Source organism: Faecalibacterium sp. An121 (genome assembly GCF_002160915.1).
GTDB classification, from domain to species: Bacteria; Bacillota; Clostridia; order Oscillospirales; family Ruminococcaceae; genus Faecalibacterium; species Faecalibacterium avium.
In genome coordinates, this window is the sequence record NZ_NFLM01000013.1 from 42892 (window position 1) to 58012 (window position 15121).

A 15121-nucleotide genomic window follows, 5' to 3' on the forward strand; every position below is an offset into this window, starting at 1 on the left:
GTGGACAGGGCATGGAGTTTTTGTCCGGCGCATACTTTGAAGTCTCTCTTTTCGAGGAGGACGACACGGCGGTATACGATGACAGGGAGGAAAAACTCGCAGGTCGGTTCACCTCTGTTTCGGGCCTGAACATGGAACTGGAATATGAGGTCTACAGCGAAGGGGGCAGCAATTACCCCCGGTTCTTCCTGAAAGAGAGCAAGCCCCAGGTGCTGGTGCTGGAGCAGGGCGTGATCGTTGAGGACGATGCGTTCTCCCAGCTGATGAGCGACTGCCTGGAAGGGCGGATGGTGCCTTTGCAGGGCACCGTCACCCTGAAGGACAGTTTTGGGGAAACGGTGCGTACCTGGTGCATCGAAAACGCTTATCTGCAAAAGTACGTCGGCCCGGAGCTGAACAGCAACCAGCCGGCGCTGGCAGTCACCCGTGTGGAGCTGATTTACAATGGATGCTTCTAAGATCAAAGTCAGCAGAGAGGATATGGCGGTGATCAAGCCCGAACAGCTGGGGCTGTCCCCCTTTGGGGTGCTGTCCAGCCTGTTCCAGCAGGAGCTGGAGCAGCGTATCCGGCTGGAGACAGGGGCTTATGCGCCTCTGTCCCTGACCCTGCGGGAGGAGGATGAGGAACCGGACGCCGCGCCCCCGGTGGAGGTGGAACTCTCTGTAGACATCCACATGGATGCGCCCAAAGCAGCCCCTGCCCGCAAGGAGCCGGAGAAGAAGTCCGGCGTCCGGGAGGCCGCGCTGGAGACCCGCATCCTGGAGAAAGTCCGAATCAAAGAGCGGGAACTGCAAAAAAAGCAGGAGGTGCTCCACAAGCTGGAGATCCGTCTGGAAGAAGGGCGCTGGACACAGCCCCCCACAGCGGGCGGACAGAGCCAAAGCGTGGCGGCCCAGCCTCTGACTTTGGCCACCCGGGCGGCTGCCGTGCCGTCCGCAGGCGGATGGACGCCCCAGACCCTGCCGGCCCACCCGGGCTATCCGGCCCCCAAATCGCAGGAGAATGGCCAGGCTGCGGGCGGCAGCATCCTGCTGCCCGATGTGCTGCGCCGCCGCCGGGAACAGGCTTTGCAGCGGCAGGCCCAGCCCCAGCTGGAATGGCTGCACCAGAGCGAACTGCCCCCCGACACGGCCCGCCAGATGATGCACGCGGTGCACCAGGCGGTGGAACAGACGCTGGCCCTCAACCACGCCAAAAATCCAGCGCTGTCTGGCTGGCCCAGGACAGAGCCTCCGGCGGGTCCCGCCCGGAAACCGCAGGCCGAGCCGTTGTCCTGGCAGGATGCGGCGGAGCCTTCTGCGCCGGCACAGCCTGCCGCAGGGCAGGCCGTCCCCACGGACGAACCCTCTGTGCAGGCCCCGGTCCTGACCCACAAGGCCCGGCTCTCCCAGGAACCTCATCTACCGTACAACAGTCAAAACGCAGAAAAGGGCGCGCATCCATCCCGTCGACCCGGCCCCGAGCCATCCTCCAACTCCCGGGATGCGAGCGAGGCGAGCGGGATGGAGTGTCGCACTACTTCTGCAAAGGAACAGGGGCAGGCGTGGCCTGCGGAAAGTACGCAGGCCCCGGCCCTGATGCAGGAACCTTTGATCTACCGCGAGAGCGAAGCGGAAACCGAAGCCGCCCGCCCGGCAGATCACAAGGCCTCCGCACGAGCCACGGGTGAAACCGGCCATCCGGACCAGACGACCCGCGCACGATCTTCTGTACAGGCGAAAAACAACACAAATCGCCCGATTCAGACAAATTACGCACACCCTTCCGCACAAGCGGAGACCGGCACAAATCATCCGGCCTGGACAACTCACGAGCAATCTTCCGCACAAGCGGAAAAAGATACGGACCGCCCGGCAGGGCGGCATCCTGCTGCCCAGACCGGGCAGGAATCCCGTAGGGTCGTGGAGGCCCTTGAACTGCAAGATCGGGAATCTCACAAAGCTATGCGGGTTTCCGAGCTACAAGAGCAGGACCTCCACAAGGCTTCGCAGTCCCCTGCGTTGCAAGAGCGGGAACCCCACAAAGCTATGCAGGTTTCCGAACTGCAAGGGCAGGAATCCCATGGGGCGGTGCAGGCCGCCGAGTCGCAAGAGCAGACAGCCGTCCCCGAGGCAGTGCTCCAGGCATGGCCCGCGGAAAGTACGCAGACCCAGGCCCCGATGCAGGAGCCTTTGATCTATCGCGAGAGCGAAGCAGAAACCGCCCACCTGGCAGAACGTCAGACCTCTGCACAGGCCCCGAGTGAAATAGCTCGCCCGGCCCAAACGATTCGCGCACGATCTTCTGCACAGGCAGAAAACAACACAAATCGCCCGATTCAGACAAGTTATGCACACCCTTCCGCACAAGCGGAGACCGGCACAAATCATCCGGCCCGGACGACTCACGCACACTCTTCCGAACAAGCGGAAAAGGATACAGACCGCCCGGCAGGGCGGCATCCTGCTGTCCAGGCTGGGCAGGAATCCCGCAGGGTCGTGGGGACCCTTGAACTGCAAGATCAGGAATCTCACAAAGCTATGCAGGTTTCAGAACTGCAAGGGCAGGAATCCCATGGGGCGGTGCAGAGCCTTGAACCGCAAGAACAGACAGCCGGCCCCGATGCAGTGCCCCAGGCATTGCCTGCGGAAAGTGCGCAGGCCCCGGCCCTGATGCAGGAACCTTTGATCTACCGCGAGAACGAGGCGGAAACCGAAGCCGCCCGCCCGGCAGAACGTCAGACCTCTGCACAAGCCCCGAGTGAAATAGCTCGCCCGGTCCAAACGACCCGCGCACGATCTTCTGCACCGGCAGAAAACAGCACAAATCACCCGATTCAGACAAATTACGCACACCCTTCCGCACAAGCGGAGGCCGGCATAAATCATCCGTCCCGGACGACCCACGATCAATCTTCCGCACAAGCGGAAAATAATACAGACGGCCCGGCAGGGCGGCATCCTGCTGTCCAGGCTGGACAGGAATCCCGTAGGGTCGTGGGGGCCCTTGAACTGCAAGATCAGGAATCTCACAAAGCTATGCGGGTTTCCGAGCTGCAAGGGCATGACTCCAGTGGGCCGGTGCAGAGCCTTGAACCGCAAGAACAGGCGACCGGCCCCGATGCAGTGCCCCAGGCATGGCCCGCGGAAAGTACGCAGGCCCCGGCTCCGATGCAGGAACCTTTGATCTACCGCGAAAACGAAGCGGAAACCGCCCGCCCGGCAGAGCGTAAGGCCTCCACACAGACCCCGAGTGAAATAGCTCGCCCAGCCCAAACGACCCGCGCACGATCTTCCGCACAGGCGGAAAACAACGCAAATCGCCCGATTCAGACAAACTACACACAATCTTCCGCACAAGCTGAAAAGGATACAGGCCGCACGGATCGGGAAAAGGGGCAGGCCGCCGCAGCCCAAATGCTGCCCCCTGCCATGGCACGGGCGGCATGGGCGGCAGAGCAGCTGGTCTACCGGGCACAGGAGGCCGCAGGGCAGGCCCCGGCGCAAAACCCGCTGTCCGCCCTGCCGGCCCAGGACAGGTCCGTGGCCTCGTCGGCCCGGCCCATTGCGCTGACCCTGCGCCGCGGCGCGGTCCAGAGCGGAAACCCCGCCGCACGGGATATCCGCCTGGTGCATCCCGTCCCTGCCGCAGGAGACGGTGTGCCCGGACAGGAGCAGCCTCCCCAGTTGGTGTTGGCCGGAGGCGGCAGTCCGGAGCCTTCCCGCTCCGATAGTCCGGAGCAGGCCAGAGGGATGGAAGCGCTGCCTGACTGGGCCAGGGAGCTGCTGGAAAAAGGCCCGCTGCCCAAAGTGGCCCGTCCGGCGCAGGCCGGTCCGCGACAGTTCCAGTGGACATCGCCCCAGGCCATGGCAGCGCCCAGCGGGACGGCACAGACTGTTCTGCCGCAGGGCCAGGCGGCGCAAAGCGCGGCCCCGCCCCAGTTGTCCAATGCGGCCCAGGTGCCGCCCAGCCTGATCCATCCGCAGAAGAACGAGGAGGAGCAGAGCGCCCGCCAGAAGGCAGAGCGGGAGGCCGAGATCCGGCGCACCGCCGACCGGGTCTACCGCATCATTGAAGAACGCCTGCGCCGGGAGCTGCGCCGCAGCGGCCGATAGCGCCGGTATAAACGAAAGGAGGCCGACGCTGTGTATACAGGCCCCGGCAATTTGAACGCATCGACCCATGTGGAAAAAATGACCATCGTCAACCTGGAGACCGATGAAGAGATCATCGTGCTTTACAATCCCCAGAGCTATACCTGCAAGCGCAGCGTCAACTATGCCCCTCGGCCCGCGATGGGAACAGATGGGCCTGTCATGCAGTTTGAGAGCGGCAGCGGGGAGGTGTTAAGCTTCGAGCTGTTCTTTGACAGCCTTTCCGCCGCAGACGAGGTGGGAGGGTCGCAGGATGACCGCAAGAAGTTCCTGGAGAACAGCCGCAAGATCTCGCTGGACAACAGCATCGACGTGCGGGATTATACCCGGAAGATCTACGATCTGACGAAAGTGGACGCGGATGCTCACTGCCCGCCCAAATTGCAGGTGGAATGGGCGTCCTTGCAGTTCGTGGGCTATCTGTCCAGCTGTGAGGAACACTTTACCAAATTCGACGAGAACGGGCTGCCGGTGCGCGCTGTGCTGAACTGCACCTTCATCGAATTCATTGACCCTGACAGCGTTGCGCTCAACCCGCGCCAGTCGCCGGATACCACCAAATACCGCAAAGTCCGGCAGGGGGATTCGCTGTGGGCCTTCTCGGCCCGGGAGTACGGCGGTGCCGGACAGTGGCGGCAGATCGCCCAGGCCAACGGCATCGACAACCCGCGGCGACTGCGCTCGGGGGAGACGCTGGTGCTGCCGGCTCTGAAAGACTGACGCACAGACCTGCCGAACGGAGAAAGGGGGGACGGTTCCTTGGACAAGGGTACGTATCAATACACCGACCTGGCAGATAAATACGAGGATTTTTCCGCCCCCGGCTGCGAGATCACCTTGGCCGGCAAGGTACTGTCCGGCATCTCGCAGGTGGACGTCGAACTGACGGCAGACGGTACGGCCAGCGGATGCAGTTTTTCGCTGGACGCCGGGTATGACCTCAAAAACAGCTGCTGGGACAATGATATCATCGACCTGGTGGAGCCCGGCGCAAAGCTGGTCATCAAGGGCGGCTATGTGAAAAAGAAAGAGCTCTTTTACGGGTATCTGGACGACTATTCCCTGGAGTTTTCCAGCGATGGAGCGCCCCATATCCGCATCGGCGGCATCGATGGGCTGGGCTTTTTGATGAGCAACCGGGAACCTCTCTATGCCGGCCAGCGCAAGACGGCCGAAATCGTCAAGGGCATTTTGAACAAAGCAGTGTCCGCAGGCTTTGCCAAGAGCGTCACGGTGGGAACCCTCACCGACTTCGAGACGCCGCTGGTGAAAGAGCAGGTGGACGACTGGCGGTTTTTGACCCTGATGGCTCGACGCTACGGCGCGTCGCTTCTGGTGGTGGACGGGGAGATGATCTTTGATACGGCCATAGACAACGACAAAGAGATCCTGGCCCTCACGCTGGGAGTGGGACTGAACCGCTTTTCCAAGCGGGTGTCCCTGGCCCACCAGGTGGGCAAGGTGGAGATCTATGGCCGGGATGTGAACCAGAAGCCCATCCAGGGCACGGCCAGCTCGGTCACGGTGGGGGGCAGCGGCAAGTCCGCCGCCCAGCTGGTATCCGCTTTCAAGGATGCCTGTCTGCGGGAGTACAGCGAATTTGCCCGCACCCAGAACGAATGCCAGAAGCTGGCCCAGAACCGGCTGAACAGCCTGGCCATGGACTTTGTATCCGGGGAGGGGGAATGTGTGGGCATCCCCGAGCTGATCCCCGGCCGCTACCTGAAGATCGAGGGCAGCGACAGCCATACCAACGGCCTGTATTTTCTGACCAAGGTCCGCCACAGCTTTTCGGAGGCGGGCTACACCACATCGTTTGAGTTCAAGGGGGCGAAACTATGAGCCTGGCACAGCAGCTGGAGAGCCTGATCCAGGAAGGGGGGATGCCCCCCGAGCGGCAGATGGGCCGCAGCGGCCTGACGCTGGCCCGCATCACCAACGTCACCGACCCGGACAAGCTGAACCGGGTCAAGTGCCTGCCGATCGGGGTGCCGGAGGCGGAGGAGACCGACTGGTGCTATTTCATGTCTCCCATGGGGGGCAAGGGCTGCGGGGTCTATTTCCCGCCCCATGTGGACGATCTGGCGGTGCTGGGTTATCTGGATGACGACCCCCACCGGCCGGTGGTGCTGGGCAGCATCTGGAACACCGAGCTGACCCCGCCTTTCACCATCCAGGAGGGGAAGGTGGAGGACTACGCCATCCGCACCCCCCAGAAGATCGACCTGACATTCCATGACGAGGAAGCAAAACAGACCGTCACCCTGACCATGCCCTCGGGGGTGGTGCTCAAGCTGGACGATGAGAACCAGACCGCCGCTTTGCAGGACAAGGACGGCAAAAACGCCCTGACTCTCAATTTCAAGACGGGGGAGGGCACCCTCTGCTGCGAAAAGAAGCTGACCCTCAGCGCGGGGCAGACCACCATCACCCTGGAGAGCAGCGGCAACCTGACCATGAAGTGCAGCGGCAAGCTGTCGATGGAAGGGGCCAGCATCGCGGGCAAGGCGCAGGGCCAGCTGGCCCTGCAGGGCGCTACCGCCTCGGTGAAAGGGGACGGCACGCTGGAACTGAGCGCCAGCGGTTCCACCACCCTAAAGGGCGGCATTGTGAAGATCAACTGACACCGGCGGCGCGCCGGTGGGACGGGAGGAGTGTATGAACATGAACGGAAAGGAGTTCCTGGGCCGCGGGCTGAAATTCCCCCTGCAGGTGGACCCCCGCACGGGCAAGTTCGCCATGGTCAGCCAGGAGGAGGACATCCGGGAGGCCATCGGCATCATCCTGAACACCATGCAGGGTGAGCGGGTCATGCGCCCGGGTTTTGGCTCCAACATCATGGACTATACGTTCACGCCTTCCTCCAGTTCCACCCGGGAGAGCATCGCCCGCCAGGTGCGGGAACAGCTGATCTACCAGGAACCGAGGATCACCGATGTGAAGGTGAACTGCCGCCAGATGGACCGGCAGAACGGGGCCATCGTGGTGGAAGTGGGGTACACCGTCCGCTCGACCAACAACCGCTACAACCATGTTTATCCCTTCTATGTGACGGAAGGTTCTGAGGGAGGGGGCAGCGTATGAATCACCCGGTCCTTGATCCCCGCGGCCCGGAAGAGATCCGGGCCCAGGTGGCGGCCCTGGCCCGCAGCTATACCCCCGAGTGGCGGTATGAGAGCACCGAGGACGATCCCGGCGCCGCCCTGGCCGAGCTGTTCTGCACCATGTTCTGCCAGACGGTGGACCGCATGAACGCCGTGCCCCAGAAGCTCTATACCGAGTTTCTCAACCAGATCGGCTACCAGGAGCCGGGGCCGGTGGCGGCCCAGGGCAATATGCAGTTTATGCCCAACGAGTCGGTGGAGCAGCCGGTGCTGGTCCGCTCGGGAACGCAGGTGTTCACCTCCGACGCGTCGGGCAGCAATGTGGTCTATGAGACCCGCCGCTCCATCGAGGCGACCCCGGCCCGGCTGACCGATGTCTACTATGTGGACGCCCAAAGCGACAGCCTGCAGCGGGTGGACCTGTCCAGGCCCTGGCCCCTCTTTGCTCCCGGCGGGCAGGAGATGCAGGTCCACGAATTCTATCTGAGTGAAAACGACGTGCTGCGGCTGGAAGGGCCCTGCACCATCCAGGTGGAGCTGCGGCAGAACGTGCGCTACCTGGAGCTGGAGACCGCCAACCTGCTGACCGCCCCCGGCCTGCGCTGGAGCTACTTCCACGGCGGGGCCTGGCTCCCCTTCGACGGGGTGCGGGCCGAAAACGGCCGGATCCTGCTGGAAAAACGCACCGGCCTGTCCCTCGAACCGGACCAGGATGGCCGGATCTGCATCCGCTGCCAGGGGTGCACCCCCATGGCCCTGACCTTGCAGCAGGCGGCTGTGTGCAGCGCCCCGCTGGGGGAGGTGCCGGCGGCCCGGCTGTTCAGCGGGGATGTGCCTCTCGAGGAGGAGGGGGGCTATTGCTTTGGCAAAAGGCCCGCCCTGTACGACCTGTTCTATCTGCGCAGCGACGCGGTGCTGACCAAGCGCGGCGCCCGGGCCCAGCTGCATCTGGAACTGGAGCCCATCGTGTTCGATCCCCCGTCCCAGGGGCCAAACTACCAGTTCACCCAGCCCATCATCGACAAACGCCGCGCCGTGCTGGCCAAGCCCGACGACGTGCGGGTGTCGGGGGTGGTGTGGGAGTACTACAACGGCATGGGCTGGCGCCAGCTGCAGACCCAGGGCAGCCGCAACCCCTTCTCCTGCCGGCAGGAGGGGCCTTACGACCTGATCTTCCAGGTGCCGCAGGACATCCAGCCCGCCGAGGTCAACGCCGAGGAGGGATATTACATCCGGGCCCGGGTCACCGATGTGGAAAACAGCTTCTCGCTGTACCAGCGGTGGATCGTCCCCCTGTGCAAAGGGGCCTGGTTCCAGTGGCAGTACCCGGCGCCGGCGCCGGTGGCCTGGATCGCCAGCGCCAACAACGGGACCCGCCGTGAGATCGGCCAGGCCGCCGGCCTTGGCGACCTGCAGATGACGGTGCTGGAACCGTTGGCCCCCGGGCCTGCGGCCATGTATTTCTGCTTTGACCGCTCGCCCCACGCCATGCCCCTGTCCATCTGGCTGCAAATGCTGGGGCGGGCCGAGCTGAAAGGCCAGCTGCTGTGGGAGCGGTGGAACGGCAAAACGTTTGAGCCGGTCCGGGCCGTCGATGAGACCGAACAGCTGCTGCACAGCGGCTGCATCTATTTGTTTTTGACCGAGCCGGTGCCCCGCGCCTCCCTGTTTGGGGTCGAGGGCTGCTGGCTGCGGCTGACCTGCACCGGACCCCGTCCCGTCCCGCCTCCGGTGGCGGCCAGGGTCCAGCTGAACGTGGTGCCTGCGGTCCAGTGCCGCCAGGAGCCCGACCAGCGGTTCGACACCGGCATCTATGAGGCGGGCAAGACGGTGCAGCTGCTCACGGCCCCGGTGCAGCGCTGCACCGTGTGGGTGGACGAGCTGCAGGGGCTGTCCGCCGCCGAAGCGGGACGGATGGCCCGGGAGGCTCCGGACCGTGTCCGGCTGGAACAGCAGGACCATGTGCTGACCCGCTGCTGGGTGCGCTGGGAGGAGATCCCGGACCTGGCCCTGGCGGACGGCGGGGACCGGGTCTACACCCTGGACCCCTATCAGGGGACCATCCGCTTTGGCGACGGCCGGCAGGGCCGTGTGCCCCCCGCCGGTGACCACAACATCCTGGTGACCTACGCCAGCGGCGGCGGCGCCCAGGGCAATGTGCCGCCCGGGGCGGTGCACTCGGTGCTGGAAGGGCTGCCCCGCATCAGCGCGGTGCAGAACCTGACCGCCATGAGCGGCGGCATCGGACGGCTGACCATGGAGCAGATCGAGAGCCGGGGCAGCCGGCACCTGCGCACCCGGGGCCGGGCCGCCGCAGGCCGGGATTTTGAGGACCTGGTGCGCCAGGGCTTCCCGCAGGTGCAGCATGTGCGCTGCTTTGCGGGGCGGGACCCCCAGGGCAAGCCCCGGGCGGGTCATGTGACGGTGGTGCTGACCGGCTTCAGCCAGGCCGCCGAGGACAACGAGGCATTGTGCCGGCAGGTGTACAGCTACCTTGGCAGCCGGTGTTCCTGCTGCCTGGTGGCCGAGGGGCGGCTGCACGTCCATCCCGCCACCGTCCTGCGGGTGAACACCCAGGTGACGGTGGAGCTGGAGCGGATGGAACAGGCCGCCGATACCCAGCAGGAGATCGGACGCCGGCTCCAGCAGCTGATCGGCCAGGTGTGGAGCGCCCGGCCGGTGGGCGGGCAGATCCGGATGGACGAGCTGTGGAGCTGCGTGCGGAGCGTGCCCAACGTGCGCGCGGTCCGCAGCCTGCTGGCCGAGGGCGCCTATGACCGCCAGGGCCAGGCCTGCCTGGCGCCGCTGGAAAAGGACGGCGGCTTCCCCTATGCGGTGGTGGAAAGCGGCGTCCATGTGGTGCGCATCCAGTGAGATGCGCTTGATGAAGGGATCGTTTGAAAGGAGGGTGCCCTGTGTTGGTATCCCGCAGGCTGGACGACCAGCGCTATGATGAGATCGTTGCGGAGGCCGAGGGCCGGCTGCCATGGCTGTGCCCGGTGTGGACCGACCACAACGCCCATGACCCGGGCATCACCATCCTGGAGCTGATGGCCTGGTACAAGGAGATGCAGCAGTATCAGATGGACCGGCTGACCCCGGCCATCCAGCAGAAGCTGCTGGAGCTGGCGGGGCTGCGGCTGCGGCCTGCCCAGCCGGCCCGCTGTGCGCTGGAGATCCCGCCCGAGGCTCCCCCCCGCCCGGCGCTGGCCCGGCTGGCCACGTTGGAGGAGGCTTGCTTTGAGCTGGCCGAGCCCATCCCTGCCCGGCGCCCCTGCCTGGAACGGGTGCTGGTGGCCCGGGACGGCGGACGGGTGGACGTGTCGGGTCTGGCGGCGGACGGGACACCGTTCCAGCCGTTTGCCTTTGGCGGGACGGCGGACACCAGCCTGCTGCTGGGCTTTGGCCAAAAGCCGGAGGAAACGCTGCGTCTGTGGTTCCAGGTGCATCAGCCCGACGGGGTGCAGCGCAACCCGCCCGACCGGCAGGCCCGGCTGCCCCGCACCCTGTGCTGGGAGATGGAGGGGGCCGGCCCGGTGGAGCCCCTGCAGGATGAGACCTGGGCCCTCAGCTGGAGCGGCTATGTGACGCTGCCGGCGCCCGAGGCCTGGCAGGCAGGGGAGGACGGCCTGTGGTGGCTGCGCCTGCGCCAGACCGAGGGCGGCTGCGAAGAACAGGTGCGTCTGTCCGGCCTGTCGGCGGGACGTTACCAGGCGCTGCAGCAGGAGACCCGGGCGGCCAGTTATTTCTTTACGGTGAACGGCCAGGCGGGCTGCCGGGTGCAGATCGCCAGCGCCCAGGCCCGGAAGGCGGATCTGGCGGTCTTTCTGCGGGACGGCATGGGCTGGCAGCAGACCGGGCGCTATGAGGCGCACGCCGCCGCCCAGGGGCTGGAGCTGGAGGTGGACGCCGCCGGCGCAGCCCTGGACGGAGAGGACAACCTGCTGGTGGTCTGCCAGGATCCGGATCATCCGGGCGAGATGGTATTCGACGCCAAGGGACGCCCGGGCGAACAGTTCCAGCTGCGGGTGGAAGGCCAGGAGGTGCTGACCGACCGGCTGACCCTCCTGTGCATGACGCTGCAGCAGGACGGCAGCGTCCGCCCGGCTTTATGGCACTGGGTGGAGGAGCTGTCGGTCTGCGGGCCCCGGGACCGGGTGTTTACCTACGACCCCCGGCGGGAGATCATCACCTTCGGGGATGGGCTCCACGGGGCGGTGGTGATGCCGGGGCCGGGCGCGGTGCTGGTGACGGGGCTGGTCCTGTCCCGGTGCAGCGGCGGCAATATCCCGGCGGATTCCCTTCTGGCGTTCCAGGAGGACGGGACCCGGGTGGAGCACAGCGCCGCCTGGGGCGGCCGGGAAGCCGAGACCCTGGCCCAGGGCCGGGCCCGGCTGCTGGCCGAGCTGAACCGGACCCGCAAATGCCTTTCGGCAGAAGATTACGAGCGATGCGCACGGCAGACGCCGGGGCTGCGTCTGGCCGGGGCCAGGGCCCTGCCCGGATATGACCCCGACGCGCCCCAGCAGCGGCACAGCGCCTACGTCAGCGTGGTGGTGCTGCCGGCGGGGGAGGGCAGACGCCCCCAGGCGGACCGCCGGTTCCTGGACGCGGTGGACCGCCAGCTGGAGCGCTGCCGCTCCATCTGCGTGCAGGCCAGGACCATTGCGGCCCAATATGTGCCCTTCAGCCTGACGGGGCGGCTGACGGCGGCGCCGGGGACCAGCCAGGAGCTGGTGCGCCGGGCGCTGGAAGAATACTTTGCCCCCTGCCAGCAGCGGATCGGCGCCCCGGGCTGCCCCGGAGAACTGGCGGCGGCGCTGCAAAAGCTGCCCGGCATCTTCCGGATCGAGCAGCTGGAGCTGCGGGGGATGGACCAGCGCAGCTACCGCAATGCCGCCGGCGACCTGGTGATCCCGCCGGACGGGATCCTGGCGCTGGAGCGGGTGGAATTGGAACTGAGGCGGCCGTGAGAATGGCCGGCCGAACGGGGGTGAAGGACATCCTATGAGTGAGACACAGAAATACCGGACCCTCTGCTGCAAGGAACAGTGGCTGGGCGGTATCTTTGAACATATCGCCCTGCAGGGAGACGCCCTGGCTTTGGAGGCCGGGGCATATGCCGGGGCGGCCTGCCTGCCGCCGGTGGACAGCGGGGAGGCGGGCTTTGGGTGGCGGCGGCTCAGGCTGCTGGCCCAGGTGCCGCCGGAAGCCGCCGTCCGGGTCTATGCCCGGGCCAGCGACCGGAAGGACTGGCCCCAGTGGGAACAGCTGCGGGGCCAGGCCCTGACTTCGGAGGCCCTGCGGGAACTGTTTGGGCCGCCCACGGCCCAGACCGACCTGCTGCTGCAGGTGTCGGGGCGGTACCTCTGGCTGGCGCTGGAGCTGGCCGCAGGCGGGGCACGGCGCCCCCGGGTGGAGGGGCTGTCCCTCTGGATGGAGGGGGACCACATGGTGGACTACCTGCCCGCCATTTACCAGGGGCAGGACTTTACTTACAGATACCTGTCGATCTTCAACACCCTGCTGATGGGGATGGAGGCGGACATCGAGGCTCTGCCCCGCCAGCTGGAACCCGGCAGCGCCAGCGACGGGATGGTGGATTTTCTGGCGCGGTGGCTGTGCATGGAACCGGAAAAGGGGGAGGAGGACCTGCGGGCCCGGCTGCCCCGGATCCTGGACGAATACGAGACGATGTACACCGTGGAGGGAGTCCGGCGCACCGCCTGGCGGCTGACCGGACGCAAGCCCTGGATCATCGAGCACTTTGCGGTGGACCCCAACAGCCCCGCCTGCCGCAACCCGGCCCTTTACCGCCGGCTGTACGGCGAGGACCCCTACCGCTTTTTCCTGCTGCTGCCCCAGGGCACCTTTGAAAAACAGCAGGATATGGAACACTTTCTGGAGCGGATGAGCCAGCTGCTGCCGGCGGAAACCGAGATGGAGCTGGTGCTGCTCAAACCCTGCATCCAGCTGGACTGGCACACCTATCTGGGCATCAACTCCCGGATCGGAGACTACATCCCCGCGGCCATCGACGACTCGGTGACCATCCACTATGACACGACGATTGGAGGAGCATACCCATGAGTGGAAACACGGATTTTTTCCCTGTGGTTCGCAACCGCTACTTTTACGGCAAGCTGCTGACGGTCCGCGACTTTGAAGTGGAACAGAACTATATGCGCAAAAAGAGCCAGCTGCTCAGCCGGCTGTCCCTGGGGGCAGGCGTGGTCTGCGGGCTGGGCGTGAGCGCCAGCGACGACAGCACCCTCCTGATCGAGAGCGGTATGGCTCTGGACTACCAGGGCCGCATGGTGGTGGTGGAAGAACCCCTGCTGCGCAAGCTGCAGATGATCGAGGGCCAGGAGACGCTGCAGGGCCAGGAGAGCGCCTACCTGTGCCTGAGCTACGACGAGACCGACGTGGAGCCGGTGAACGCTGTGGGCGCCGACACCGGCGCCAGCCGCCAGTGCAATATGACCAGCGAGGGCTGCCGTCTGTTCCTCACCGCCCAGCCTCCCGAGTTCCGGGGCCTGCTGGAAGCCGCCGGCCGGGACAATGTCTCGGTGCTGTACGCCAGCAAGGAGCTGACGCTGGTGCTCTGCGCCCCCGAGGCGGTCTGCGCCGGGGAGGAGTTCACGGTGGAAGTGCTGGTGGTGAAGAACGAGCGCACCCCGCCGGTGCACTTCAAGCTGGAAGGGGAGAGCGCCTTTGTGGACAGCGGCGACGGCCGCATCCGTCTGGCCTTCCAGGAGAGCCCGGAGGAAAAGCGCCGGGTCTACACGGCCAGCTTCCAGCTTAAGGCGCGCCAGCTGGGCGGGGTGGACAGCCCTCTGTTCCCCAGCGGCGGCGAGATCGACCTGGAGCTGGGCAGCCACAGCTATAAGAACTACATCGAAGTGGACAGCCGCTGCCATCTGTGCGGCAGCCAGGAGGAGCTGGAGGAGCGGCGCCAGCGCACCGACAACCTGGAGCGGCATCTGCGCGGCCGCGATATCCCCATCTACCTGGCCAAGCTGGAGCTGATCCACTCGGCGGGCAGTATGTTCCTGGCCTCGGTCACAAACCTCCCCTTCCGCCAGCGGCTGTCCCGGGAGGGCTCGGCTGCCGGCCGGCAGGAACTGCAGGCGGTGACCACCTCGGTGCGCAGCCTGGAATACTGGCAGAAGCCGGATGTCAAGTCGGTGTACCAGCCTTCCACCGGCGCGCTCCACTTCGATTTCGGCATCCCCGCCCCCGAGCAGTACGACTACGCCGTCTCCCACGGGACGGTGGATCTGACCATGCCGGGAGGGCTGCGGGTGAACAGCCGGGTCTTTTCGGACGAGATCGCCCATGGCCTTGGCCCCGGCGCGGTGGATGTGCGGCTGAGCGTCGAGTTTGCGGACCAGAGCGCCGGCGGCGAGACTGCCCTCTACTTTGGCAACAGCGAGGTGTTCAAGGGCAAGACCGCGCCCACCACCCCGCCCTGGGTGGAGGCGGCCGCCCTGGTCTATCCCGAACGGGGCACCATGCGGATCGGCCTGTGGCTCCACGATATGGTGGACGGCAACCGGGTCACGGTCCATTACTTTGCCCAGAAGCCCGAGCGGGACACCAGCCGCATCCTGGCCCAGCGCCAGGTGAGCCTGACGGTGACCCCCGAGTTTGCCCATGTCAGCCGGCGGGGCACCCTGCGGCTGCAGGCCGAAGTGGTGGGCAGCGAGGACAAGGGCGTGCAGTGGAGGGTGAACGAGGAGGGCGGCGGTTCCATCGACCGCAACGGCGTCTACCAGGCGCCCGAGATGCCCGGCACATATGAGATCGTGGCCGTGGCCAGCGCGGACGAGAACGTGCGGGCCAGCGCCTTTGTGATTGTAGAATGAGATGACCGGGAGGGG

At 65.8% G+C, this 15121-nt stretch carries 10 protein-coding genes; all 10 read left to right on the top strand.

Annotation, left to right across the window (positions count from 1 at the left end):
* Positions 1 to 11: 11 nt before the first annotated feature.
* From B5E66_RS08445 to B5E66_RS08490, 10 genes are read left to right on the top strand one after another with little or no spacing between them, the layout of a single operon-like run.
* A complete protein-coding gene (locus B5E66_RS08445) occupies positions 12 to 458 on the top strand; it encodes a phage tail protein (RefSeq protein WP_087231446.1) in 447 nt (148 codons plus the stop codon).
* Positions 445 to 4095, top strand: coding sequence for a hypothetical protein (locus B5E66_RS08450; protein WP_087231449.1), 3651 nt, complete (start codon positions 445 to 447; stop codon positions 4093 to 4095). Before B5E66_RS08445 ends, B5E66_RS08450 begins: the two co-directional genes overlap by 14 nt.
* A gap of 30 nt (positions 4096 to 4125) precedes the next feature.
* Positions 4126 to 4854, top strand: coding sequence for a CIS tube protein (locus B5E66_RS08455; RefSeq protein ID WP_087231452.1), 729 nt, complete (start codon positions 4126 to 4128; stop codon positions 4852 to 4854).
* 39 nt (positions 4855 to 4893) lie between these two features.
* Positions 4894 to 5976, top strand: coding sequence for a phage late control D family protein (locus tag B5E66_RS08460; RefSeq protein WP_087231455.1), 1083 nt, complete (start codon positions 4894 to 4896; stop codon positions 5974 to 5976).
* Positions 5973 to 6758, top strand: a complete 786-nt coding sequence (locus B5E66_RS08465) for a phage baseplate assembly protein V (protein WP_087231457.1) — start codon at positions 5973 to 5975, stop codon at positions 6756 to 6758. The genes B5E66_RS08460 and B5E66_RS08465 overlap by 4 nt, the downstream gene beginning before the upstream one ends.
* 34 nt (positions 6759 to 6792) lie before the next feature.
* The gene (locus B5E66_RS08470; RefSeq protein WP_087231460.1) at positions 6793 to 7218 is read left to right on the top strand and encodes a GPW/gp25 family protein; all 426 of its coding nucleotides are present in this window, start codon (positions 6793 to 6795) and stop codon (positions 7216 to 7218) included.
* Positions 7215 to 10112: a baseplate J/gp47 family protein gene (locus B5E66_RS08475; protein ID WP_087231463.1), complete on the top strand. Its 2898-nt coding sequence runs from the start codon at positions 7215 to 7217 to the stop codon at positions 10110 to 10112. The genes B5E66_RS08470 and B5E66_RS08475 overlap by 4 nt, the downstream gene beginning before the upstream one ends.
* Positions 10113 to 10153: 41 nt before the next feature.
* Entirely contained in the window at positions 10154 to 12211 is a 2058-nt protein-coding gene (locus B5E66_RS08480; protein ID WP_158098344.1) for a putative baseplate assembly protein, read from the top strand.
* A 34-nt stretch (positions 12212 to 12245) separates the two neighbouring features.
* Positions 12246 to 13328 carry a hypothetical protein gene (locus B5E66_RS08485; protein ID WP_087231469.1) on the top strand — a complete coding sequence of 361 codons (1083 nt, stop codon included), beginning with the start codon at positions 12246 to 12248 and terminating at the stop codon, positions 13326 to 13328.
* Complete coding sequence (locus B5E66_RS08490) at positions 13325 to 15106, top strand: hypothetical protein (RefSeq protein ID WP_087231472.1); 1782 nt, start codon at positions 13325 to 13327, stop codon at positions 15104 to 15106. Before B5E66_RS08485 ends, B5E66_RS08490 begins: the two co-directional genes overlap by 4 nt.
* Positions 15107 to 15121 lie beyond the last annotated feature (15 nt).